The 22970-nt window shown below is 73.7% G+C and carries 28 protein-coding genes and 2 pseudogenes; 15 read left to right on the forward strand and 15 right to left on the reverse strand.

Annotated features, from left to right (window positions below):
- Positions 1–4: 4 nt before the first annotated feature.
- The 5 genes from ASG88_RS19180 to ASG88_RS19200 are packed head-to-tail and all read right to left on the reverse strand — an operon-like array spanning position 5 to position 4097.
- Positions 5–700, reverse strand: a complete 696-nt coding sequence (locus tag ASG88_RS19180) for a RibD family protein (protein ID WP_056889049.1) — start codon at positions 698–700, stop codon at positions 5–7.
- On the reverse strand, positions 693–1646 hold the full coding sequence (locus ASG88_RS19185) for a lysylphosphatidylglycerol synthase domain-containing protein (protein WP_056889050.1): 954 nt from the start codon (positions 1644–1646) through the stop codon (positions 693–695). Before ASG88_RS19185 ends, ASG88_RS19180 begins: the two co-directional genes overlap by 8 nt.
- Positions 1643–2707 (reverse strand): glycosyltransferase family 4 protein, encoded by a 1065-nt coding sequence (locus tag ASG88_RS19190; RefSeq protein ID WP_056889051.1) that lies wholly within the window; start codon positions 2705–2707, stop codon positions 1643–1645. The genes ASG88_RS19185 and ASG88_RS19190 overlap by 4 nt, the downstream gene beginning before the upstream one ends.
- Positions 2704–3090, reverse strand: a complete 387-nt coding sequence (locus ASG88_RS19195; RefSeq protein ID WP_235534926.1) for a 6-pyruvoyl trahydropterin synthase family protein — start codon at positions 3088–3090, stop codon at positions 2704–2706. The genes ASG88_RS19190 and ASG88_RS19195 overlap by 4 nt, the downstream gene beginning before the upstream one ends.
- Positions 3087–4097: a zinc-dependent alcohol dehydrogenase gene (locus ASG88_RS19200; RefSeq protein WP_056889053.1), complete on the reverse strand. Its 1011-nt coding sequence runs from the start codon at positions 4095–4097 to the stop codon at positions 3087–3089. Before ASG88_RS19200 ends, ASG88_RS19195 begins: the two co-directional genes overlap by 4 nt.
- An 85-nt stretch (positions 4098–4182) precedes the next feature.
- Between ASG88_RS19200 and ASG88_RS19205 the strand changes: the two genes are divergently transcribed.
- From ASG88_RS19205 to ASG88_RS19215, 3 genes are read left to right on the forward strand one after another with little or no spacing between them, the layout of a single operon-like run.
- Positions 4183–5898 (forward strand): sulfatase-like hydrolase/transferase, encoded by a 1716-nt coding sequence (locus ASG88_RS19205; RefSeq protein ID WP_200956506.1) that lies wholly within the window; start codon positions 4183–4185, stop codon positions 5896–5898.
- Positions 5899–5940: 42 nt separating this feature from the next.
- Positions 5941–6453, forward strand: a complete 513-nt coding sequence (locus ASG88_RS19210; RefSeq protein ID WP_056889055.1) for a sigma-70 family RNA polymerase sigma factor — start codon at positions 5941–5943, stop codon at positions 6451–6453.
- Positions 6450–7157: an anti-sigma factor family protein gene (locus ASG88_RS19215; protein ID WP_056889056.1), complete on the forward strand. Its 708-nt coding sequence runs from the start codon at positions 6450–6452 to the stop codon at positions 7155–7157. The genes ASG88_RS19210 and ASG88_RS19215 overlap by 4 nt, the downstream gene beginning before the upstream one ends.
- Here the strand turns inward: ASG88_RS19215 and ASG88_RS19220 are convergent.
- The 3 genes from ASG88_RS19220 to ASG88_RS19230 form a co-directional block, all read right to left on the reverse strand.
- The gene (locus ASG88_RS19220) at positions 7104–7511 is read right to left on the reverse strand and encodes a hypothetical protein (protein WP_056889057.1); all 408 of its coding nucleotides are present in this window, start codon (positions 7509–7511) and stop codon (positions 7104–7106) included. The genes ASG88_RS19215 and ASG88_RS19220 overlap by 54 nt on opposite strands.
- A gap of 87 nt (positions 7512–7598) precedes the next feature.
- Positions 7599–8369, reverse strand: a complete 771-nt coding sequence (locus ASG88_RS19225) for a class I SAM-dependent methyltransferase (protein WP_200956507.1) — start codon at positions 8367–8369, stop codon at positions 7599–7601.
- Positions 8366–9091 (reverse strand): CDP-alcohol phosphatidyltransferase family protein, encoded by a 726-nt coding sequence (locus tag ASG88_RS19230; RefSeq protein ID WP_056889058.1) that lies wholly within the window; start codon positions 9089–9091, stop codon positions 8366–8368. The genes ASG88_RS19225 and ASG88_RS19230 overlap by 4 nt, the downstream gene beginning before the upstream one ends.
- A gap of 76 nt (positions 9092–9167) precedes the next feature.
- Here ASG88_RS19230 and ASG88_RS19235 point away from each other — a divergent pair, with 76 nt between their 5' ends.
- Positions 9168–9968, forward strand: a complete 801-nt coding sequence (locus ASG88_RS19235) for a class I SAM-dependent methyltransferase (protein WP_056889059.1) — start codon at positions 9168–9170, stop codon at positions 9966–9968.
- A gap of 12 nt (positions 9969–9980) precedes the next feature.
- On the opposite strand, the gene ASG88_RS19240 is transcribed toward ASG88_RS19235, so the two are convergent.
- Positions 9981–10463, reverse strand: a complete 483-nt coding sequence (locus ASG88_RS19240) for a MarR family winged helix-turn-helix transcriptional regulator (RefSeq protein WP_056889060.1) — start codon at positions 10461–10463, stop codon at positions 9981–9983.
- A gap of 84 nt (positions 10464–10547) precedes the next feature.
- Here ASG88_RS19240 and ASG88_RS19245 point away from each other — a divergent pair, with 84 nt between their 5' ends.
- The 6 genes and pseudogenes from ASG88_RS19245 (at position 10548) to ASG88_RS19265 (ending at position 13978) form a co-directional block, all read left to right on the forward strand.
- Positions 10548–11450, forward strand: coding sequence for a dioxygenase (locus tag ASG88_RS19245; protein WP_082600758.1), 903 nt, complete (start codon positions 10548–10550; stop codon positions 11448–11450).
- Positions 11451–11540: 90 nt separating this feature from the next.
- A pseudogene (locus tag ASG88_RS24240) lies at positions 11541–12302 on the forward strand (alpha/beta fold hydrolase); the annotation flags it as partial.
- Between the two features lie 84 nt (positions 12303–12386).
- Positions 12387–12740 (forward strand): annotated as a pseudogene (pcaC, locus tag ASG88_RS24245) (4-carboxymuconolactone decarboxylase); the annotation flags it as partial.
- Between the two features lie 25 nt (positions 12741–12765).
- The gene (locus ASG88_RS19255; RefSeq protein WP_056889062.1) at positions 12766–13317 is read left to right on the forward strand and encodes a TetR/AcrR family transcriptional regulator; all 552 of its coding nucleotides are present in this window, start codon (positions 12766–12768) and stop codon (positions 13315–13317) included.
- On the forward strand, positions 13314–13658 hold the full coding sequence (locus ASG88_RS19260) for a DMT family transporter (RefSeq protein WP_056889063.1): 345 nt from the start codon (positions 13314–13316) through the stop codon (positions 13656–13658). The genes ASG88_RS19255 and ASG88_RS19260 overlap by 4 nt, the downstream gene beginning before the upstream one ends.
- A complete protein-coding gene (locus ASG88_RS19265) occupies positions 13658–13978 on the forward strand; it encodes a DMT family transporter (RefSeq protein WP_056889064.1) in 321 nt (106 codons plus the stop codon). Before ASG88_RS19260 ends, ASG88_RS19265 begins: the two co-directional genes overlap by 1 nt.
- A gap of 24 nt (positions 13979–14002) precedes the next feature.
- Here ASG88_RS19265 and aroQ read toward each other — a convergent pair whose 3' ends face one another.
- Complete coding sequence (gene aroQ / locus ASG88_RS23195) at positions 14003–14443, reverse strand: type II 3-dehydroquinate dehydratase (protein ID WP_056889065.1); 441 nt, start codon at positions 14441–14443, stop codon at positions 14003–14005.
- Between the two features lie 20 nt (positions 14444–14463).
- The gene (locus tag ASG88_RS23200; protein WP_056889066.1) at positions 14464–14748 is read right to left on the reverse strand and encodes a DUF2218 domain-containing protein; all 285 of its coding nucleotides are present in this window, start codon (positions 14746–14748) and stop codon (positions 14464–14466) included.
- A gap of 41 nt (positions 14749–14789) precedes the next feature.
- On the opposite strand from ASG88_RS23200, the gene ASG88_RS19280 reads away from it, so the two are divergent.
- The 3 genes from ASG88_RS19280 to ASG88_RS19290 all read left to right on the forward strand — a co-directional run bounded on the left by ASG88_RS19280 (position 14790) and on the right by ASG88_RS19290 (position 17769).
- On the forward strand, positions 14790–15455 hold the full coding sequence (locus ASG88_RS19280; RefSeq protein ID WP_056889067.1) for a pyridoxamine 5'-phosphate oxidase family protein: 666 nt from the start codon (positions 14790–14792) through the stop codon (positions 15453–15455).
- Positions 15456–15471: 16 nt separating this feature from the next.
- Entirely contained in the window at positions 15472–16203 is a 732-nt protein-coding gene (locus ASG88_RS19285) for a nucleotidyltransferase domain-containing protein (RefSeq protein ID WP_056889277.1), read from the forward strand.
- 102 nt (positions 16204–16305) lie between these two features.
- On the forward strand, positions 16306–17769 hold the full coding sequence (locus ASG88_RS19290) for a hypothetical protein (protein ID WP_056889068.1): 1464 nt from the start codon (positions 16306–16308) through the stop codon (positions 17767–17769).
- 155 nt (positions 17770–17924) lie between these two features.
- On the opposite strand, the gene ASG88_RS19295 is transcribed toward ASG88_RS19290, so the two are convergent.
- The 4 genes from ASG88_RS19295 to ASG88_RS19310 all read right to left on the reverse strand — a co-directional run bounded on the left by ASG88_RS19295 (position 17925) and on the right by ASG88_RS19310 (position 20789).
- Positions 17925–19226: a serine hydrolase domain-containing protein gene (locus tag ASG88_RS19295; RefSeq protein WP_056889069.1), complete on the reverse strand. Its 1302-nt coding sequence runs from the start codon at positions 19224–19226 to the stop codon at positions 17925–17927.
- 6 nt (positions 19227–19232) lie between these two features.
- Positions 19233–19991 (reverse strand): MOSC domain-containing protein, encoded by a 759-nt coding sequence (locus tag ASG88_RS19300; protein ID WP_056889070.1) that lies wholly within the window; start codon positions 19989–19991, stop codon positions 19233–19235.
- Between the two features lie 322 nt (positions 19992–20313).
- Entirely contained in the window at positions 20314–20544 is a 231-nt protein-coding gene (locus tag ASG88_RS19305) for a hypothetical protein (RefSeq protein WP_056889071.1), read from the reverse strand.
- Positions 20544–20789, reverse strand: coding sequence for a hypothetical protein (locus tag ASG88_RS19310; RefSeq protein WP_056889072.1), 246 nt, complete (start codon positions 20787–20789; stop codon positions 20544–20546). Before ASG88_RS19310 ends, ASG88_RS19305 begins: the two co-directional genes overlap by 1 nt.
- 94 nt (positions 20790–20883) lie before the next feature.
- Here ASG88_RS19310 and ASG88_RS19315 point away from each other — a divergent pair, with 94 nt between their 5' ends.
- Both ASG88_RS19315 and ASG88_RS19320 read left to right on the forward strand, forming a co-directional pair.
- Positions 20884–21933 carry a 5'-3' exonuclease gene (locus ASG88_RS19315; RefSeq protein ID WP_082600764.1) on the forward strand — a complete coding sequence of 350 codons (1050 nt, stop codon included), beginning with the start codon at positions 20884–20886 and terminating at the stop codon, positions 21931–21933.
- Positions 21934–22059: 126 nt separating this feature from the next.
- On the forward strand, positions 22060–22965 hold the full coding sequence (locus ASG88_RS19320) for a universal stress protein (RefSeq protein WP_056889073.1): 906 nt from the start codon (positions 22060–22062) through the stop codon (positions 22963–22965).
- The last annotated feature ends 5 nt before the right edge of the window (positions 22966–22970 follow it).

Here is a 22970-nt window from a genome sequence, read left to right on the forward strand (position 1 = left end):
CCGGTCACGATGGCCCCTCGAACCGTGCCGAGAGGGCGTAGCGGAGCAGCACCACGTCCCCGATCTGGCACGTCTCGACCAGGCGGGCCCGGTGCGCGGGGTTCCACGGGAAGTCGCCGTCCCCGACGAACCGGCGGGCGTGCGAGCTGCCGACGAAGAAGGGGGCGACGACCAGGTGCAGCTCGTCGGCGATCCCGGTGGTGAGGAACTGGGTGTGGACCCGGCCCCCGCCCTCGACCATGAGGCGTCGTACGCCGCGCGCGTAGAGGTCCTCGGTCAGTCGCGGCACCTCCACCGGCTCGCCGCCGTCCACGACGGTGGCCACCGCGGCCAGCCGACGACGTGCCGCGGGCACCGAGGGGCTCGCGCAGTAGACGATCTTCTCGCCGTCGCCGGCGGCGAAGAAGTTGCTGCAGGCGTCGAGCCGGGCGTGCTCGGTGACGGTCACCTTGGTCGGTGTCTCCTCCATGCCGCGGCTGCGGCGCTGGAGGCGCAGCCGGGGGTCGCGCACCAGCAGCCGGGGGTTGTCCGCGCGCACGGTCGCGGCGCCGACCAGGATCGCGTCGCACCCGGCCCGGACGTGGTCGACGCGGTGGAGGTCGGCCTCGTTGGAGAGCACCAGCCGCTCCGGGGTGGCGCCGCCGAGGTAGCCGTCCAGCGAGACGCTGCAGCTCAGGATCGTGTACGGACGCTCAGCCACGGGACACCACCGGCACGGGTCGTGGTGCTCCGGCGGCCCGCTCCCGCGTGGACAGCAGCACGACCAGACCCGGGAGGTTGGCCACCAGCACCAGCGCGCCGTACGCGACGGCCGTCGCCACGCCCTGCGCGGCGCCCACCCCCGCGGCTGCGAAGGACCAGGCAGCCATGCCCTCCCGGGGCCCCCAGCCGGCGAGGTTGAGCGGCAGTCCCGCGGCGACCAGGACGAGGACGGCGAGCGGCAGCAGCTCGGCCAGGGGCAGGGTGACGCCGACGGCACGCGCGGCGACGACGAACGTCGCCACGTGACAGGCCGTCGCCACGCACGACGCGACCACCACGCCGGGCCACGCCCGGCGCACGAGGAGCCCGCACCGGACGTCGTCGCGCACCGTGGCCAGCAGCCGACCTGTCCGGGACGGGCGCGGGTCCCGCGGACGTCGCGCCACCAGCGCGACCGCCAGCAGGATGACGAGTGCCGGTACGGCGACCACCGGGACCACCTGCTGCAGCGGTGACGGGAGCACGAGCAGGACCACCACCGCGAGGACGAGCTGGACCACCTGCCCTGCGGTGCGCTCCCAGGCGACGGCGCGCAACGCGGGGCCGGTCGCGCCGACGGCCCGACCGTGCAGGACGCCCCGGTGCACGTCGCCGAGGATCCCGCCGGGCAGGACCGTGTTGAGGAACTGGGCGCGGTAGCAGGAGGCCACCGCGGCGGGCACCCCGATCTCGACTCCCAGCCCCCGCGCGACGAGGTGCCACCGCCAGGCACCGGCGACGGTGGTGACGAGGGCCAGCACGGTGCCCCAGGCCAGCGTCGTGGCGTCGAGGGCCCGGACCCCGGCCACGAAGGGAGCGCTGCCGGTCTGACGCACGACGGCCACCAGGACCGCCGCGCCGACGAGGGAGCGCCACGGCATTCGGGACCAGGTCGGGGACGTCATGCCGCCACCTCCCGGAGCACGCGCCCGACGCGGTCCGCGGTGTCCGCCCAGGACGCGAGGTTCGTACGCCGCTCGCGCGCGGCCGCACGGAGGGCGGCGCGCCGGTCCGCGTCGGAGAGCCAGAGCCGCAGCGCCTCGGCGAGGGGCGGGACGTCACCGGGCGGGACCAGGAGGCCGGGCTGCGCCCCGCCGGGTGCAGCACCGAGCGCCTCCGGCACGCCGCCGACGTCCGAGGCGATCACCGGGATGCCCCGGGAGAGGGCCTCGGTGACGACCATGCCGTAGGTCTCCTTCCGGCTGGGCAGCACGAGCACGTCCGTGGCCGCCCAGCGGCGCGCGAGCTCGTCACCGACGAGCGCCCCGGTCAGCACGAACCGCTCGTCCAGCTGGTGGTGCCGGGCGTCGCGCCGCGCCCGGTCGGCGTACTCCGGGAACACGCTCAGGGAGCCGACGCACGTGCACCGCCACGCGAGGTCGGCGACGCGCGACAGCGCCGCGACGAGCACGGCCTGACCCTTGTCCGGCGTGACCGCGCCGACGCAGAGCAGGGCACCACCAGCCTCCGTGCCGTCGACCCGGGGCACCGGGTCCACCCCGGGACGGGCGACGTGGACGAGGTCGGGGTCCAGGCCGTAGGTCGCCAGCAGCCAGGACCTCGCCCAGGCGCTCGGGGTGACGACCGCGGCGGAGGCGCGCAGCAGGGTGCCCTCCTCCGGGTGCAGCCCGCCTGCGGCGTCGAGCCCCAGCGGCATGTGCATCAGCACGACCACCCGCAGCCGGTGGCACGCGGGCACCACGACCGTCCCGAGGGCCGACGCGACGAGGCCGTCGACGAGGGCGACCGACCCGTCGGGCAGGGCCCGGAGCTCCCGCTCCAGCGTGTCCCGCTCCGCCTCTCCGTCGTCGGGCCAGGACCCCGCCAGCTCGACGAGGCGCACCGACCACCCGGCTGCCTCCAGCTCCTCGACCAGGCGCCGGTCGTAGGTGTTGCCGCCACTCGGGCGCAGCGGGTCGTGGATCCCCTCGGGGACCAGCACGTGCACGACCTCGCCCGCCGTCACAGCGACCGCTCGTAGCTCGCCCACGCGACGTGGGACTCGTGCAGGGTCACGACCAGGCCGGTGACCGGGACCGCCGGGCCGAGCGCCCCGGCCCGGATGCCTGCGGCGAGCCGGTCCGCGACGTGCCGGGCCAGCACCTCGGTGGTCGTGTTGGTGCCGGCGAACGCCGGCTCCTCGTCCAGGTTGCGGTAGGACAGCTCCCCCACCACGGAGCGCAGCAGCTCGGTCGCCCGGCCGATGTCGACGAGGATCCCGTCGTCGTCGAGGTGCTCGCCGCGCAGCGTCGCATCGACGACGAACGTGGCGCCGTGCAGCCGCTGGGCCGGTCCGAAGACCTCGCCCGCCAGGCTGTGCGCCACCATCATGTGGTCGCGGACGGTCACGCCGAACACGGGACCTCCACGGTGTCGTAGGTGACCGCGTGGCACAGCGCCGGCAGCGTGCGGGACACGAGGCGGGGCATCACGTCGGGCAGCGTCTCGAAGGGCGACTCCCCGGTGAGCAGGCAGTCGAAGGCCGGGTCGCGGAGGAGCTCGAGGGCGAGCGCCAGCCGGTCGCCCGTCGTACGACGCCCCCGCCGGGCCGGCGACACCGTGCCCACCTGGCTGGCCCGGACGGCGAGGCGCCCCGAGTGGAAGGCGCCCCCGAGGGAGACCGACGTGGCGGCGTCGCCGTACCAGCTGAGCTCGATGACGGTGCCCTCCGCGGCCAGCAGCTCCAGCGAGGCCTGCAGGCCCGCCGACGTCGCGCTGGTGTGGAAGACCAGGTCGCGACCACCCTCGGCGCGGTCGGGAAGGGCGAAGTCCGCGCCGAGGGTGGTGGCCACGGGTGCCCGGCCCGGGTCGACGTCGACCAGCGTCACGGTGACGCCGGGGATGCGCGCCAGCAGCCGGGCCACGCTGCAGCCGACGGCGCCGGCGCCCACCACCGCCACCCGGTCGCCGACAAGGGGCCCGGCGTCCCACAGCGCGTTGACGGCGGTCTCGACCACCCCTGCGAGGACGGCCCGGGCGACGGGTACGTCGTCCGGCACCACCGTGACCGCGGTGGCGGGGACGACGTACGCCGTCTGGTGGGGGTGCAGGCAGAACACCGTGCGGCCGAGGAGCCGGGACGGGCCGTCCTCCACCACGCCGACGTTGAGGTAGCCGTACTTCACCGGTCCGGGGAAGTCGCCGTCCTGGAAGGGGGCGCGCATGGCGTCGTGCTGGCTGCGGGGCACGCGGCCGGAGAAGACCAGGCTCTCGGTCCCCCTGCTCACCCCCGACCGGAGGGTCCGCACGATGACCTCGTCGGGTCGCCGCCCGGGCAGCGTGCTCCGGCGGATCTCGCCCGCGCCCGGCTCCCTCACCCAGAAGGCCAGCGCCTCACCACCCGTGCCACCGCCCATGCGACCACCTCGCGTCCGCTCCCTCGGCCCGCCCCGGGTGAACCGGAGCGTCGCCGTCCTCGTTGCACGACGTGAACCTCCCTGCGTGACCTTGAACGGAGTGGCCGTGCCCCTGGTTCAACGCCGACCTGTCTCGTGGTGGTCGAGGGCCGCCGTCACGGCGGTCGGTGTGCTGGTGACCGGAATGGCGGCGGCCCTGGTCGTGGCCGTCCTGGCGGTCCCGAACCGGCTCGAGGACGTGGAGCGGACGTCGTTCGTGCGGCTGCCGGTGGAGGCCCTCGTGTTCCTGGCGGTCGTGCTCCTGCTGCCCTCCACGATGCACCGGCTGCGGGCCGTGATGGTCGCCGCCGCGTGCGTCCTGCTCGCCCTGGTCGCCGTGTCCACGCTGCTGGACATCGGGTTCTTCCAGGTGCTGAACCGGCCCTTCGACCCGATGATCGACTGGCAGTACGCCGGGTCGCTGGTGGAGACGGTCCGCGGCTCGGCCGGGGGTGCCTGGGGCGAGGGCCTGCTCGTGGCGGCGGCAGCCCTCCTCCTGGCCCTGGTTGTCCTGCCGCCGCTCGCGGTGCTGCGGGTCACGCACGTCGCCGAGCGGCACCGGCGCGGTGCCCTGCAGGCGATCGCGGCCCTCTCCGTCCTCTGGCTGGTGCTGGGTGTGCTGGACGCGCGCACGGGCTCGGGGCCGGTGGCGTCGCACCGGGCCTCCGCCTACGTCTACGACCAGGTGAGCCGGGTCCCGTCGGTCCTGCGGGACCGGCGCGAGTTCGCGCGGGCCGCCGAGGCGGACCCGGTGCGCGACGTGCCGGCCGACGACCTGCTCACCGGGCTGCGGGGCAAGGACGTGCTCGTCGTGTTCGTCGAGAGCCTGGGCCGGGTCGCCCTGGAGGACCCGGCCGTCTCCCCGAGCGTGGTGGACGTGCTCGACGCGGGCACCCGGCGGCTCGAGCGGGCCGGCTTCGCCGCTCGCAGCGCGTTCCTCACCTCCCCGACCTTCGGTGCGGGGAGCTGGCTGGCGCACGCGACCCTCCAGACCGGGCTGTGGGTCGACAGCCAGCAGCGCTACGACCTGCTCGTGACGAGCCCGCGCCTGCCCCTGACGCGCCTCTTCGCGCGGGCGGGGTGGCGGACGGTGGCCTCGGTCCCGGCCAACAACCGGGACTGGCCGCAGGGCGCCTTCTACGGTTTCGACCAGCTGTACGACTCACGCAACGTCGGTTACCGCGGACCGCGGTTCGGCTACCCGACCATGCCGGACCAGTACACCCTCGACGCGTTCCACCGCCTCGAGCTGGCAGCCGAGGTCCGGCGGCCGGTGATGGCCGAGATCGACCTGATCACCAGCCACGCCCCGTGGTCGAAGGTCCCGCGGATGGTGCCCCCGTCCGAGGTCGGCGACGGCTCGGTCTTCGACGGCATGCCCCCCACGCTGCAGTCGGAGGCCGACATCTGGCCCGACCCGGACCGGGTGCGGGCGGCGTACGCCGGTGCGGTCGCGTACTCGCTCGAGGCGCTGGTCTCGTTCGTGCTGACCCACGGCGACGAGGACACCGTCGTCGTGATGCTCGGGGACCACCAGCCGGCCACGATCGTCTCGGGACCGGACGCCGGGTTCGACGTGCCGGTCGCGGTGCTCGCCCGCGACCCCGACGTGCTGGCGGCCATCGACGGCTGGGGCTGGGGCGAGGGACTCCGACCGGACGCGGACGCCCCGGTGTGGCGGATGGACGCGTTCCGGGACGAGTTCCTCGCGGCGTACGGCCCGGACGGCCACACTGGAGTCCTGCCTGCCGGGGCGCGTTGAACCGGTGCCGCCCCGCGGGCGTATCCCCGGGAGGAGGCATGCATGCCCGAGGACGAGGTCGCGCTGATGCGACGGCTGCACGAGGAGCACGCGGACGTGCTCTGGCGCTACTGCCTGCGCCTGGTCGGCAACGACCGGGCGCACGCCGAGGACGTCACGCAGGAGACGCTGCTGCGCGCCTGGCGGCACCGTGACGTGCTCGCCGGTCCGTCGCCCTCCGTGCGTGCCTGGTTGTTCACCGTCGCCCGCAACATCGTCATCGACGACTGGCGCAGCCGGCGGTCCCACCCCGAGACCCCCGTCGCCGACGTGCCCGAGCTGCGCACGACCGACGACGCCAGCGACCAGCTGCTGCTCTCCTGGGTGGTGGCCGAGGCGCTCACGCACCTCTCCGCGGACCATCGCGGCGTCCTGCTCGAGTGCTACTACCGGGGGCGCTCCGTCGCCGAGGCCTCCCAGCGCCTCGGTGTCCCCGAGGGCACCGTCAAGTCCCGCACGCACTACGCGCTGCGGGCGCTCAAGCTGGCGCTCGAGGAGATGGGGGTGAGCGCGTGACCTGCCCCTTCGCCCACGACGGCGCGGCGTACGTCCTGGGGGCCCTCAGCCCCGGCGACCGCCTGGCGCTGGAGCGGCACCTGCCCGGCTGCGAGAGCTGCACCCGCGCCGTGCGCGAGGTCGCCGGCCTCCCCGGGCTCCTGGACCGGGTCGATGCCGGCCTGCTCGAGCACCCGCCCGCCGACGAGCCGCTACCGGACACGCTGCTGCCCGCCCTGACCCGCTCCGTACGCCGCAGCGGGCGGCGGCGCACCCTCGTGGCGGCCGGGCTCGCCGCCGCCTTCGCCGCGGTGGCGTTCGGCGTCCCGGCGCTGCTGTCCGGCGGGGACGACGGCCGGGAGCCGTCGTCGGTCGCGCCGTCCCCGACGGCCACCGAGGCCCCGGTCCCGGACGAGCCCATGAGCCCGGTGGGCGACGTCCCGGTGGAGGCGACCGTCGGGCTCGAGGAGGTCACCTGGGGCACGCGGCTGCTCCTGACCTGCACCTACGAGCCGGAGTCGGTGGAGTACGAGCTGCCGCCCACGGTGGACTACACGATCGTCGTGCGGACCCGCGACGGGCACAGCGAGCAGGTGGGCAGCTGGCGCTCGGTCGGTGGCATGACGATGCGGCTCACGGCCGGGACGTCCTCGGACCGGGACGACATCAGGTCAGTGGAGGTGCGCACCACGTCCGGCCGCGTGGTCCTGCGACTGCGTGCGTGAGTGCAGCGGGTTGTCGTCGCGCAGGAGCATGCCGCCCGCCACGATCGCCACCACCTCGGCCACGGCGGCCGTCCAGACCGCCCAGCCCGACCAGTCCTCCTCGACCCCGAAGAGGCCCACGGTCGCCGAGATGACGAAGGCCCCTAGCGTGGAGAGGCCGAAGCCGACGGCCAGCAGCGGCGGCACCCAGTGCCGCCAGACGACCAGCAGCACGGCGATCACCGCGCCGCCGACCGCGTTGAGCAGGAATGCCGGGCCGACGACGTCTGCCTCCCGCATCCCGTCGAACCACAGGACGAGGTGGACCCCCGCCGACACCAGCACGGCTGCCGCCGCGATCTCACGGATGACCATCACACGCTCCTGCCACGAGGGGTCCTCACGAGGGGTTCTCACGAGGTGGTTTCTCACGAGGAGGTACGACGGGGCGCACCGCGGAGTTCATCCCGCGGCATGCTTCTCCGCGACGATCGCCAGCTTGCGGACCCGGCCCGAGGCCAGCCAGTCGCTCCAGAGCCGGTGCGCCGCGAGGAGGTCGTCGGCGGTCCGGTCGCCGACCTCGCCGGCGATCGCCGAGCGCCCGGCCCCGAGCCGGGTCACCAGCGCTGTGGCGACCCGCTGGTGCGAGCGGGTCTGGTCCTGCATCCAGCGCAGGTCCAGGCCCGCGCCGTCGAGCTGGCCGAGGAGCTCCGCCAGCGGGACCGGCCAGACGGTGTCAGCGGCAGGCATCGCCTCCCGCTCCTCCACCGTCAGCGGCGCGCCCTCCTCCACCGTGAAGGCGAACCGTCCCCCGGGCGCGAGCGCCCCGGCGACCGAGCGGACCAGCGGCACCTTGTCCTCGAAGGCGAGCATCGTCTCCAGGAGCAGCACGACGTCCACGTCCGTCCCCGGGACCGGCGGGACCTCGGCGACGTCGAAGCGGCAGCCGAGGCCGGAGGCACGCGCCCGGGCTACCTCGATCGCGTCCGGGCTGCGGTCGACCCCGCGGTAGTCGCACCCCAGCTCGGCCGCGACCAGGCGACCGGGCCCGGCCACCCCGCAGCACAGGTCCAGCACCGAGACCCCGGGACCGACCGCGGCCGCGCGGGCCAGGTCGAGGATCCCGGTGCGGGTCATGAAGCTCTCCTGCCCGACGAACTCCCCCGGCGGGTAGGCCGCCACGCGCGCCGACCGCAACGCCGCGTCGTACGCCGTCCGCTCGACCTGACTCACGGCGACGCCAGCCCGGCGGCCGGGGCGACCACGGCCACCGAGGCCGAGCGCCGGCGCCACAGCCAGCCGACGTCCCGGCCGAAGGACTCGGCGAGCAGGAGGGTGGCGAGGCCGAGGGCGGCGTAAGTGCCGGGCAGGTCGGCGACCGCCCAGACCAGCGCGATCCCCGCGACGGCGGTGACGACCTTGCGCCAGTGGCGCGGCGGCAGGTCGGCGCGCATCCACGGCAGCACCCACCCGGCCACGGCGAAGGCGTAACGCACCACCCCGATCGCCAGCACCCATGCGCCGACCTCGGCCGCGACGTGCACGCTGAGCACGAGCATGAGGAAGGCGTCGGCCTCCCCGTCGAGGCGGGCGCCGAGCGGCGACACGGTCCCGGTGCGCCTCGCCACCCGTCCGTCGACGGCGTCGAGGGCCAGTGCCACCACGGCGAGCGACACCAGCACCGGGACGGACGGCTGCGCCACCAGGGCGTCGGTGACCAGGGCGGCGACGCCGCACGCCAGCGTGGCCCGCCCGAGCGTCACCACGTCGGCCGGGCCCCACGACCGGACTCCGGCCCGGCGGGCGCTACGGTCCGCAGCGGTGCCCAGCACCGCTGCGCACGCGAGCCCGACCGCCAGGCCGGCGACCCCGATCCCGGGGAAGAGTGCGAGTCCTGCGAGCAGGACGACGAGGCCGGTGACGGCAGCGAGCAGGCCGGCGCGGACACCGATCACGGGACCTCCCTCCCGACTCCTCGCGGGTGGATACGGACGTTGCTAGCGTTCGGTTCACCGGAGCGCGGGAGGTGGCATGACGACCGAGCCCGTCCGTGCCGCCCCCGACTGGCTCGCGCTGCGGGAGCCGGCCGACGCCGCGGCCCGCTCGACCGGGCTGGTCGACCTCCTGCGGGCGCACCTGCCCACGGACGGGCTGCTCGTCCACGACCTCGGCTGCGGCACCGGCTCGATGGCCCGCTGGCTCGCGCCGCGGCTGGCCGGTCCGCAGCGCTGGGTGCTGCACGACCGCGACGCCGAGCTGCTCACGCACGCCGCGGCCCACCCGCCCGTCCCGCAGGTGGAGACGCGCCACGACGACATCACCCGCCTGGCCGCCGACGACCTTGCCGGGGCGTCCCTGGTCACCGCCTCGGCGCTCCTCGACATGTTCACCGGCGAGGAGCTGGACCGGTTCGTCGCGCTGTGCGCCGGTGCGCGGTGTCCGGTGCTCGTCACCCTCAGCGTCGTGGGCACCGTCGGGATCGACCCGCCCGACCCCCTAGACCGGCGGTTGACGGAGTCGTTCAACGCCCACCAGCGGCGGCTCCTCGGCGACGCGCCGCTCTTGGGTCCCGATGCCGCAGGGACGGCTGTGGACGCCTTCCGACGGCGGGGGCTCGAGGTCCACACCCGGCCCAGCCCCTGGCGCCTCGGACCCGACCACGCGGACCTCGCGCTGGCGTGGCTCGACGGCTGGGTGGGCGCCGCCCGCGAGCAGTCACCGGAGCTCGACCGGGTCGCGGCGGACTATGCCGCACGCCGGCGGGCGGAGCTGGACCGCGGCACGGCCACCGTGACCGTGCACCACGTGGACCTGCTCGCCCTGCCGACCTAGTCAGCCGGCCGCTCAGCCTCGCAGGCCCGACGCCACCCGTCGCTCGGGATCGACCTGGCCGAGGATCGCCTCGCCGATGGCCGCGAGCTGGTCGACCTGCTCGGAGGTCAGGGCATCGATCACGCTCGCCCTCACGGTCGCCACGTGGCCCGGCGCGGTCTCGCGCACCTTGTCCCACCCCCCGGGCGTGAGCCGCGCGTTGGTGGCACGGGCGTCCTCGGGGCACGGGAGCCGCTCCACCAGGCCCCGCTCCTCGAGCCGCTTCACGACGTGGGAGAGCCGCGGCAGGGTGGCATTGGTCTGGCCGGCGAGGTGGGTCATCCGGAGGGTGCGCTCGGGAGCCTCCGAGAGCATCGCCAGCACGAAGTACTCGAAGTGCGTCAGCTGGGCGTCGCGCCGCAGCTGGGAGTCCAGGACTCCCGGCAACAGCTCGAGCACCGCGGCGAGGCGCACCCACGCCGTCCGCTCGTCGTCGTCCAGCCAGCGCACGTCCACAGGAAGCTCCTCGAAGGTTGTTTCCACAACCGTACCGGTGTACCGTATTGGTTGTAGCAACAATTAATCTCCCGGAGGCACCTCGTGGCACACGTCGGCACCAGCACCACCGCAGCGGCCGATGCCCGCATCGACGGGCAGCACCCCTTCGCGGCGCACTTGCGCAGGATCGCCGCCGCCGAGAAGGCGGCACCGCACCGCGCGTGGACGCCGGCCGACGGCCCGCTTCCGAGCCTCTACCTCAGCCACGGGGCGCCGATGCTCTTCGAGATGACCGACTGGATGACCCAGCTCGGTCGGTGGGCCCGCAACCTCCCCAGGCCCCGGGCGATCCTGATCGTCTCCGCGCACTGGGAGGCAGCGCCCACCATGCTCAGCACCAGCCGACCGACCGAGCTCGTCTACGACTTCGGCGGCTTCGACCCGATGTACTTCCGGATGCGCTACGACACCCCTGCGGCCACCGACCTCGCCACCCGGGTCGCCGCCCTGATGCCCGACACCGAGCCGCTCCACGAGCACCGCACCCGCGGGCTCGACCACGGCGCCTGGGTGCCGCTCAAGATCATGTATCCCGAGGCCGACATCCCCGTGCTGCAGCTGAGCATGCCCACCCACGACCCGGAGCGGCTGCTCGACCTCGGCCGCCGGTTGCGGTCGCTGCGGGAGTCCGGGGTGCTCGTCATCGGATCCGGCTACATGACCCACGGCCTCCCCTACCTCGACTGGTCCCGGCCCGACGCCGTGCCCGGCTGGTCCGCGGACTTCGACCTCTGGGCGGCCGACGCGCTCCAGCGCGGCGACGTCGACCTGCTCTCCGACTTCCGCGGCAAGGCGCCCGGCATGCCCTTCGCCCACCCCACGGTCGAGCACTTCACGCCGCTCTTCGTGACCCTGGGTGCGTCGGAGGACCCCACCGCGCCCGTGACGACCACGATCGACGGATACGCCATCGGGCTCGCCAAGCGCTCGTTCCAGGCGGCCTGACCGCCGTCTCAGGTGGTCCGCGAGACTGGCGCCCGCGTGTCGCAACTCGCGCACCGCCGACATCGTCGACCCCCGACCCGAGGAGAGCTCGTGATCACGAGCATCACCGCCGTACGCCTGACCGGTGCCCGCCACCGCACAGAGCTCCCGCTACTCGTCCTCGGTCCGTCGCTCGGCACGTCCGCCGCGACGCTCTGGTCGCACTGTGCGGCCGGACTCACCGCCGCCTTCGACGTGCTCGCCTGGGACCTCCCGGGCCACGGCCACAACCGAGCCGTGCCCGACGAGCCCTTCACCATGGCCGAGCTGGCCGAGGGCGTGCTGCGCGTGGTCGACGACGTGCTCGCCGAGCGTGGCGACACCGGGGGTCGGTTCTTCTACGCCGGCGACTCGGTCGGCGGTGCGGTGGGCCTCCAGCTCCTCATCGACCGCCCGGAGCGGGTCGCCGCGGCCGCCCTGCTGTGCACCGGGGCCAGGATCGGTGACGAGGCGATGTGGACGGGCCGGATCGCCCAGGTCAGCATGTCCGGCACCCCGGTGATGGTGTCCGGGTCGGCGGAGCGCTGGTTCGGTCCCGGCTTCCTCGAGCGCAACCCCGAGGTGGGGTCAGCTCTCCTGCACGCACTGCAGGAGGCGGACGACGAGGGCTACTCCCAGGTGTGCTCGGCCCTCGCCACCTTCGACGTGCGCGACCGCCTCGCCGAGATCGGCGTACCGGTGCTGGCGATCGCCGGCTCCCACGACGTGGCGACGCCGCCCGACCTGCTCCGCGCGATCGCGGACGGCGTGCAGGACGGGTCCTACGCCGAGCTCGACGGAGTTGCGCACCTGGCGCCCGCGGAGTCGCCGGACCGGGTCGCGGCGCTGCTGCGCCGGCACTTCCTCGGCGAGGAGCCGGCCGACGCCCGCGACGACCTCACCGTCCGCGAGGTCCGCGACGCGGGCATGGTCGTGCGCCGCGAGGTCCTCGGCGACGCACACGTCGACCGGGCCACGGCCGGCGCCACCGACCTGACCCGGGAGTTCCAGGAGTTCATCACCGAGTACGCCTGGGGCGGCGTCTGGACCCGGCCCGGCCTCGACCGGCGCAGCCGCTCGCTGATCACCCTCACCGCACTGATCGCCCGGGGCCACCACGAGGAGCTCGCGATGCACGTGCGGGCCGCCCGGACCAACGGGTTGACGGCGGACGAGATCAAGGAGGTCATCATGCAGACCGCTATCTATTGCGGCGTTCCGGACGCCAGCACCGCCTTCCGCGTTGCCGAGCGGGCACTCCTCGAAAGTTGACCAACCGGACGGTAAAGTAAGTGGGGTGACTGCAGCCCACCGTCCCTCCCAGCGAGATGCGCTCCTCGACGCCGCTCTCGAGCTGCTGCGCGCCGGCGCTCGCCTGTCGCTGGACTCGGCCGCCCGGGCCGCAGGGCTCACCAAACCGGGCCTGATGTACCACTTCCCCACCAAGAAAGCGTTGGTGGTGGCGCTCGTCGACCACCTCGTCGACGCTCATGAGCGCACCTTCCTCGCACTGCTCCCGCGCGACGGGACCGACCCGACTCCCCGGGAACGCATCGACGCCTACCTCGAGTGGTCGGTCACCCACGAGCACGACGCCGCCGACCTCGTGGCCCTCAGCGACCCGGGGCTCCGTGAGGTCATGGCCGCCCACTGGGCCGAGCGTTTCCGCCCCTGGCTCGACGTTCCCGCCGACCTGCCCGCCGGCCAGCGCGCCCGCCTGCACGCGGTCCGGCTGATCGCCGACGGTTGCTGGCTGGCCGACGCCACCGGCATCCTGCCGGTCCCTGCCGAGGACCGCGCCGCCCTGCTCGTCACCGCCCGCCGGCTCCTCGAGGGAGGCGACGCATGACCAAGTGGTACCTCCTGCTCGGGGCCATCCTCTGCGAGGTGACCGGCTCCCTCTCCCTCAAGGGGGCACTCGACAACCCGGCCCTGTACGTCGTCGTGGCCGCCGGCTTCGTGTCTGCGTTCGCCCTCCTCACCGCCGTCCTGCGCCAGGGCATGCCCATCGGCGTGGCATACGGCGTGTGGGCCGCGCTCGGCGTCGCGCTGACCTCTGTCCTGTCGGCGGTCCTGTACGACGAGCCGTTCACCGGTCTCATGGCCGTCGGGATCGCCCTCATCATGGGCGGCGTCCTGCTCGTCGAGCTCGGCTCCCACTCACCCACCACGACCCGCGGAGCAGCCTGATGGCGTGGGTCTTCCTGGCGATCGCGATCGGCCTCGAGGTGACCGGCACCCTCGCGCTGCGCATGGCCACGACGGGCCGTCGGGCGTGGTTCGGTGTCGTCGCCGTCGGCTACCTCGGCGCCTTCGCGGCACTCACCGTCGCGCTGTCCCAGGGCCTCGGGCTCGGCGTCGCCTACGGCATCTGGGCGGCAGCCGGGGTCGCGTTGACCGCCGTTGCTTCCCGCGTGCTCTTCGAGGAGCCGCTCACGCCGCTCATGGGCATCGGGATCGGGCTCATCGCGGGCGGAGTGCTCCTCGTCGAGCTCGGCGCCGGACACTGAGCGCCCGCCACCCGGAGGTCCGGGTCAGGACTCCCAGAGCGCGACGACCTGCCGCAACGCCTCGACGTACCCGTCGACGCCCTTGCCGATGACGGCGGCGTCGGCGACCTTGCCGACGTACGAGAGGTGCCGGAACTCCTCGCGTGCGTGGATGTCGGAGATGTGCACCTCGACGACCGGGGCGGTGAGCACGACGAGCGCGTCCATGATCGCGATCGAGGTGTGGGTGTAGGCCCCGAAGTTGCCGACGACGGCGGCGCCGGACTCGAAGGCCTCGTGGATCCAGTCGATGAGCTGGCCCTCGTGGTTGCTCTGCCGGCAGTCCACCTGCAGGCCGAGGCGCTCACCCTCGGCGACGCACATGGCCTCGACGTCGTCCAGGGTGGCGTTGCCGTAGACCTCCGGGTCGCGACGGCCGAGCAAGTTGAGGTTGGGCCCGTTGAGGACCAGCACGGAGCGGCTCACGGGGCCAGTATGTCGCGTCGTCACTCGTCCCAGACGACCGTCAGCTCGTCGCGCTGCCCGAAGCGCTCGAGGTGGACCTTGACCACCTGGGCGAAGCGCTCGAGGTCCTCGCCCTCGGGCACGGACACCTGCACGGCGAGGGTGCCGTCCTGGGGTGTCATCGAGATGACCTGGCCACCCTCCCAGCGCAGCACGGTCGCGCCGTCCTCCTCGGTGGCGGGGCCGCGCTCGGCCCAGTGGCTGGCGAGCTGCTTGGCGTAGCGCTCCGGTCGGTCGGTGGCCATCTGGCCGGTGAGGGTCTGCATGGGGCGATCCTGCCCTGTCACGGCTGGTGCATGATCGGCCCATGTCCGACCAACCGCGAGCTGGCCGACGAGCCCGGCGCACCGACGTACGCAGGCTGCCCGAGCTGCAGGTCCACGACGTCGCGACGCTCCACGCGATCCTGGACGAGGCGCTGCACGCCTCCGTCGGCATCCAGGTCGACGACCAGCCGTTCGTGCTGCCAATGGCGTGCGCCCGCGACGGCGACCACCTGCTGCTGCACGGCTCGACCGGGAGCCGGCTGATGCGGGCACTGGCCTCGGGGGCGGCGGTCTGCGTCAGCGTCACCCACCTCGACGGCCTAGTCTACGCCCGCTCGGCCTTCGAGTCGAGCATGCGCTACCGCAGCGCCACCGTTCTCGGCACGGCGACCGAGGTGCCCGCCCCCGACCGGCTCCGCGCCCTCGAGGTGCTCACCGAGCACCTGCTCCCCGGCCGCTGGGCCGAGCTCCGCACCCCGTTGCCCAAGGAGCTGGCCGCCACCTCGGTGCTGCGGGTCCCGCTCGACGAGTGGTCGGTGAAGGTCAGCACCGGCTTCTCCGAGGACCCGGACGAGGACCTCCACCAGCGCGTGTGGGCGGGCGTCGTACCGCTCCGCACCGTCCTCGACGCTCCCGTCGATGCACCCGACCTCGACCCCGGTCTCCCCGCGCCTGCCCACGTCCGGGAGCGCCGGCTGCCCGGCTGACGGCAGGATCGGCACCGTGCGCACACCACCGGCGGTCGAGGCGCTCGGCGACGTCCTACGACCCCTCGGTTGGGTGACTGACCTGTTCGTGGCTGGATCCGCAGCCACCGGCGACCACCGGGAAGGCGTGAGCGACCTCGACCTGGTCGCTCTCACCGACCGCCCCCTCGACCGTCATCACCTCTCGGTCGTCGTCGCCATCCATCGGGACCTCGACGCCCGGGCGGCCTCCGGGGCGAATCTCGGCTGCACCTACGTCGCCGCCTCGACGTTGTCCGACGTCCCTGCCCGTCACCCGACGTGGACCCACGGCGAGCTGGTCGAGCGTCCACTGTCGGGGATCGTGCGGGCGGAGCTCGTCAGGCAGGGGTTCGCAGTCCTCGGCCGCCCTCCTCAGGAGGTGCTGCCCCGCATGAGCGACGACGAGGTACGACGTGCGGCGTTGGCTGAGCTCAGCGGCTACTGGGCGACGGCAGCACGCCATCCGTGGTGGTGGCTCGATCCATCGTTCGCCGACCTCAGCCTGACCTCGATGGCCCGTGGGCGTCACACCCTCGCGACCGGCGAGCTCATCACCAAGACCGCCGCCATCGACCGGGTCCACGCGCCGGCGGGGCTGCGGGCGGACCTCCACGCTCGGCGGGACGGCAGGGCCGTACAGTCCCCGCGCCTGCGTACCGCGTGGATCGCGTGGCGCGACGCGCGCCACACCACGACTGGCGCCCGCCGACGGCGCCCGCCGAAGTAGCTGCGCGTCCTCCATGCGCTTGGTGATGGCTTGGGGCATGAGCTGTCCAGATACCCGAAACTGGGTATGGATTCGAACACACGTTCGAGCGAGAATGGGTTCATGTCCACCCCGACAGCCTCCACCGAGCCCCAGGCGCCCCCTGGGATCGACGAGCTGTCGGCCCGTGACCTGCTGGACGTCGCCACCGGTCGACGCCGCGTACGCCGCCTCGCGGAGGTCGACGAGATGCTCGTCGCCGCCCAGTGGGCCGTCCTCCACGGCGAGCCCGAGGACGCCAAGGACCCGATGACCCAGCCCGGCGGCGACGGCACACCCGACGTGCGGGACTACTGCCTGGCCGAGCTCGCCATGGCCCAGGAGACCCATGCGCTGACCGCCCGGTCACTGATCGCCGACACCCTCGACCTCATCCACCGTCTCCCCCGCACCTGGGCGATCGTGCAGGCCGGCGACTGCGAGCCCTGGGTCGCGCGCCGCGTCGCCGTGATGACACGTCCCCTGCTCGCCGAGACCGTCGGACTCGTCGACCGGGCCGTCGCCCGTGCCATCGCCGGCCACGCCCCCACGACCGTGTTCTCCATCGCGCGCGCCAAGATCATCGAGGCCGACCCCGAGACCCACGCCGCCGAGCGCGAACGCATCCGCCACGAGCGCTACGTCCGCCTCTCCCGCGCCGACGAGTTCGGCTACCGCCACCTCATTGCCCGCGTCACCGCCGGCGACGCCACCTGGATCGACGCCATGGTCGACCGCGTCGCCGACATCCTCGCCCGCACCCACGGCCACGACCACAACCACGACGAGCTTCGCTCGCTGGCCATCGGCTGGCTCGCCCGACCTGTCGACCTCCTCAAGCTCCTCCTCGAACACACCGTCCAGAACAGTGATGACGATCCCGACGAGAACCCCGGCGACGGCAGCCGGCCCGCCTGGGCACCCGAGCACCTGGCCGACACCCTCGGCCGACTGTGCGCGCTGTCCTCACGCAAGCTCGCCTCCCTGCGCGGCCGCGGCCACCTCTATGTCCACGTCACCGACGAGGCCCTCCGCACCCGCACCGGCATCGCCCGCGTCGAGGGCCTCGGACCCGTCGACATCACCCAGCTCGCCGACCTCCTCGGCCACGCCGACGTCACCGTCCAACCCGTCCTCGACCTCCGCGACCGACGCCGCACCGACGCCTACGAGCACCCCGAGGCCACCAAGGACCACGTCTGGACCCAGACCGGCGGCGATGTCTTCCCCTTCAGCCCCCGCACCGCCACGCGTCGCGACGTCGACTTCGACCACAGCACCGCTTACGACCCCACCGGACCACCCGGCCAGACCGGCCCCCACAACAGCGGCCCACTCCGCCGACGACACCACCGCTGGAAGACCCACGGCCGCTACCGCTGCCGCACCATCGGACCAGGCAGACACCTCTGGCAGACCCCCCACGGGCTCAGCTACCTCGTCGACCACGAAGGCACCCGCAAGCTCGACGACGACCAGGCCGACCTCATCCTCACCGCACCCGAAGGCGTCGAGATCTACGTCCCGAAGGTCTCGCTGGTGCTGTAGCTCGAGGAGTGACCCCACCCCCCGCGCAGCCGGTGGGCCTTCCTGACCGAGGGGCCACCGACCCGCAAAGTCGGCGTTGTGCTCTAGCTTGCGGTCTTCCGTTACTGCTCGATCAGGCTCGGACGCGACCCACCGATCCGCATCTACAAGCTGGATCAGCCGGACGACGTGTCCCTGTCGACCCGGTGGGCCCACTCCGTCATCTCCTGCAACACCGGCGACTCCGGACGCACGTCGGCCCACACCCGCAGCAGCGGCCAGGCCAGGTCGGTGCGGTGCAGCTCGATCGCTCCCCACACGGCCTTCTCGAGATCGTCGTCGTCGAGCTCGTGCGTGGCCCGACCCGCGGGGCCGACCAGCCGAGCAACCTCCGACCGCAGGGCGGACACCCCGTCGCCCGCCGGATCGTCGAGCGCGATGTCGAGGGCTGCCTCGACGACAGCCCAGGTGGGGACAGTGTTGGAGTTGGCCAGGACCACGACCCCGGTCCGCCGACCGGGGAGGAGCACGAGCCTCGACCCGAAGCCGGGGTCCGCTCCGCTGTGGCTCACGGCCCGCTGGCCGAGGTAGGTGCCCACGGCCCAGCCGAGTCCCGCGGCCTCCTCCCACGGCGGATCACCCACCGGCACCACCGGCTGCCACATCTGCTCGAGGACGGCCGGGTCCAGGTGGGACGGCTCGAGGAGCGCGAGCATCCAGCGACCCATGTCGTCCACGTGGGAGTGCAGGGTCGAGCTCGGCGCGTGTCGCCGGTTGTAGGGGTAGGCGTCCCCGGGCACCGTCAGTGGCCGCCCGACGTGCGGTGAAGCGGCCAGACGTGCGGGCACCTCGGCGCGCAGGAAGGTGCTGGCCCGCATCGCGAGCGGCTTGAGGACCACCCACCGGACGGCGTCCTCGAACGTCGTACCCGTTACCCGGGACAGCAGCAGCCCGAGCAGCTCGAAGCCGGCGTTGGAGTAGGAGTACGCCGCGCCGGGCTCCGTGCGCAGCCGCCAGTCCGACAGGCTGCGCGCGAAGGCGCTGAGCGCGTCGTCACCGAGCTGCGGGTCGTGCCAGCCGTAGTCCGAGACGTCCGGGAGACCGCTCGTGTGGCTGAGGAGACCCCGGGCCGTGATCTCCCCCTCACGACCGTCGGCCAGCGTGAGCTCCGGGATGCGGTCGACGACCGGGGCGTCGAGGTCGAGCACCGTCGCCACGCCGTCGCGCGGCACCGCGAGCGACACCACGGCGGTCGCCACGAACGGCTTCGACACCGACGCCAGGTGGAACATCGTCTCGCGCGTCACCGGCTCGCCGGTGCCGACGTCCCGGACGCCGAATCCGCGCACCGCCACCTCGCCCTCGCGCACCACGGCCACCGCCAGGCCGGCGACCTCGTGGGTCCCGGCAAGGGCCTCGAGCAGCGGCCAGAGCCGCGTCTCCACGCTGTGCCGGAGGTGCTCGTCACCCGCAGCCACGACGACCTACACCCCGCCCGACAGTGCCGCCGGATCGCCGGCCGTGACCCGCCCGGACCGGGTGACCTCGGCGTCGACCCCGAACGCCACCTCACCATCACCGCGACGGTGCGTCGCCAGCGCCCGGAGGACCTGCAGGTCACGGACCCCGCTCGCGGGGTCGAGGTCGACCACGACGCAGCGCGGGACGAGCCGACGCACCCGCACCTCCGCCGTACCGATCGACAGCCGGCGGCCGACCCACCCGTCCTCGACGTGGGCCGGCTCGTCGCCGACGTCCAGCTCGAAGGTCGCCCGGAACCGCGCCGCGTCCACGGGCGTGCCGAGCCCGTCGGACAGCCGGTCGAGGGACGCGCTCGTCACCAGCGTGACCGATGCGCCGTAGACGACCTCGCCGGGCGCGGCACGGGCGAGCACCACGTCGCGGCCCAGGTGGTCCGAGTACGCCGCGGCCCACGGCCCGTCCACGACCTCCAGCGCCACGGTCCGACCCCAGTAGTCGACCTTGCGCACCTCCCCCGTCGGCTGCGGAGCGCCGGACACCGTGCCTGCGGGCAGCTCCGCGGTCAGGAGCGTGCCGTCCCACGAGACGGAGGTCCGGAGCAGGGTCGGGTTCTCCACGGTGCGCAGGCAGCGGTCGGCTGCGGCGTCGACCAGGCAGAACGCCCGGTCGCCCACCGTGCCGGCTTCCGTCAGGGACACGGCCTCATGGGTCCGGTGCCTCCCGCCCTTCAGCGGAGTGAAGCCGATCCGCGCGACGTGCATGCCGACAGCCTGACACGGCGCCGCATCCGTGCAGGTCGGTCCAGACCAGTGAGCACACCCGGCACCCACGAGAACGCCGCCCAGGACCACGCCGAGCAGCTCCAGGCCTGCCTCGACCGGCCACCCACCGTCGCCTGTGCCGCGAGGGCCTCCCGCCCGAGCAGTCGTCACCCGACTTCGAGACGCTGGCCGTGTGGGACGCCAGGGAGCAGTTCCAGTCCGGGTGGTACTTCGGCGTCTGCTTCGTCCACCGGACCGACGGCCGCTGATGGACCCAGCGACCGAACCAGGCGACCCCCGCTGCGATCCACATGTCGATGGATCAGCGGCCGCGCGCGACCCATCGCACGAGAAGCAGGGACAGCAGGCCGGCCGACAGACCGACAGCGGCGGCCGTGAGGTCGAAACTCACGAGGGCAGCCGGGACGACCACGGACGGGCCGAGGCCACGCGTGTCCGCAACCGGCGCGAGGGCGAGGTACTCCCCGACGGTGCTGCCGACCAGCAGGCACGCGCCGAGGAAGAGTGCCACCGCCAAGACCCGCGCGGGCATCAGCGGGGCTCGTCGGGCTGCTGGGGGCGACGCTGGAACTCGGCACGCAGGCCACGCTCGAGCTGCCAGACCCCCGCGAGGAAGAGCACCACGGCAACGATCGGCGCGGCCGGGTCGGAGCCGCTCGCCGTCGCGAGACCCAGGGCGACGACGACCAGGGCGACCCCCGTCAGCACCGAGTACCAGCCGCGGCTGGGCACGCCCCACGACAGCAGGGAGGACGCGACGGAGCGCAGGGTCGCCATGACCGGGACGCTAGCGGCCGAGCCGACTGCGTGTGCGCCGGACCCGCCGGACCGGCCGAGACAGCACGTCCCGCATAGGCTGTCGCCGATCCCCATGCATCCCTCCCCCGTCGAGTCCGCCGAGTCCGCCGAGCCCACCGCGCCCTCCGACCCCGGCTCCCGCAGGCTGCTCCTGGTCGTCGACGCGCCGTCGCTGCTGCACCGCAACCACCACGCGCGGGCACACACACGGATCAAGGACCGGGCGGGCCGCCCGGTGTGGGCGCTGCACGGGATGCTGCGCCAGATCCTGGAGTCCATCGACCAGTTCGCGCCGGACGCGGTGATCTTCGGCCTCGACGACCGCACCGGCTCCGAGCGGCGCGACTTCTACCCCGACTACAAGGCGGGGCGGGCGGAGAAGGACGCCGAGCTCGTCGAGCAGCTCGAGCGTGCGGGCGCGCTGCTCGACGCCCTCGGCCTGGCCACCCTCACGCCGCCCGGTCTCGAGGCGGACGACGTCAACGCGTCCGGCGCCACGTGGGCCGAGCGGCACGACTGGAACTGCGTCATCATCACCTCCGACCGCGACGCCTTCGCCCACATCAGCGACCACACGCAGGTGCTGCGCCTCATCAACGGCGGGATCAACGGCTCGCCGCTGCTCAACCCGGCGCGCCTGCACGCGATGTACGGCGTGCCCGCCGCCAACTACCTCGAGTACGCCGCCCTGCGCGGCGACGCCAGCGACAACCTGCCAGGCGTGACCGGCATCGGCGAGAAGGCCGCCGCCGCGCTGCTCCTCACCGCGGGCTCGATGGACGCGGTCTGGGCCGACGTCGACCACGACGAGGGGCGCTCGCTGGTCGCGGCACTGGACGCGCTGGCCGCCGAGACCGGCGGTCGCCGCACCGGTGCGGGCGTCGTACGCCGCCTCGCCGCACCCGGCGCCCGCGAGCGCTACGACTTCAACGTGCGGATGATGTCTGGCCGTGACGACCTCGACCTCGGGCTCACCCCGGACGTGCCCGGCACCCCCGGCCTGCTCCCCCTCGACATCGACCGGGTGAGCCGGGTCGTGGGCTTCCTCGGCGTCGAGGCCACGACCTCGCTCGCGGTCCGCGTCCTCACCGGCGACCCGGCGTCGCGCTCCGCGGCTCGCTGAGACCGACGCCGGGGTCCAACGTCCCGGGCATCCGGACCGACGTGCCCTCCCGGCAGCCACCCCGGTCGACAAGTCTGGAGGTACCGGCAGCGATCGCCGCTGACGCGGGCAGGAGGAGATGCAGAGATGAAGACCGCCGAAGCACCCCTGGGCACGATCGTCGCCGCCGTCGACGGCTCCCCGTCGTCGGACCTCGCGGTGGACTTCGCGGTCCACCAGGCCCTGCTCACCCGGCGCCCGCTGACGTTGGTGCACGCCCTGTCCCCCATGGACACCGTCTGGCTCGCGCCGGTCGGCATGTCACCCAGCATGGGCACCGGGGTCGGTCTGGAGGCGCTGGAGACCCAGGCCAAGGAGCTGCTGGCCGAGGTGCGGGCCGACGTGGCCTCCCGCGCGCCCGAGCTCGAGGTGCACGTGCTGCTCCGGTTCGGCGACCCCCGCCAGGTGCTGCTGGACGTCGCGACGCGCGCGTCGATGGTCGTCATGGGCTCCCGGGGTCGCGGTCCGGTGCGCTCCCTCCTGCTCGGCTCGGTGGCGGTGGGAGTCTCGCACCACGTGACCTGCCCGCTGGTCGTGTTGCGCCCGACCGACGGGGCCGAGCGCTCCGGCGTCCTCGTCGCCGTCGACGCCACGGAGCGCTCCATGGCGCCGCTCGAGTTCGCCTTCCAGCACGCCTCGGCGTACGGGCTGCCCCTGACCGTCCTGCACGCCTACTGGGACGTCCGGCACGCGGCCGTGCACGCCCACGGCGAGCAGGAGGGCGTGCACGACGACGAGGACGAGCTGCTGCTGCTCGCCGAGATCCTGGCCGGCATGGCGGAGAAGTACCCCGACGTGGTCGTGCACCGCGCGCTCGCCACCGGCATGGTCGACCTGGCCGTCATGGACGCGGCCGCGGACAAGGAGCTCGTCGTGCTCGGCACCCACCACGGCAGCGGTGCCGGCGAGATGCTCTTCGGCTCGGTGGCGACCACCGTCCTGGAGCACGCGAGCTGCACCGTCGCCGTCGTGCCGCTGCACCTCACGGACTGACGGAG

The organism is Nocardioides sp. Soil777, from assembly GCF_001428425.1.
In the GTDB taxonomy this organism is placed as follows: Bacteria; Actinomycetota; Actinomycetes; order Propionibacteriales; family Nocardioidaceae; genus Nocardioides; species Nocardioides terrigena.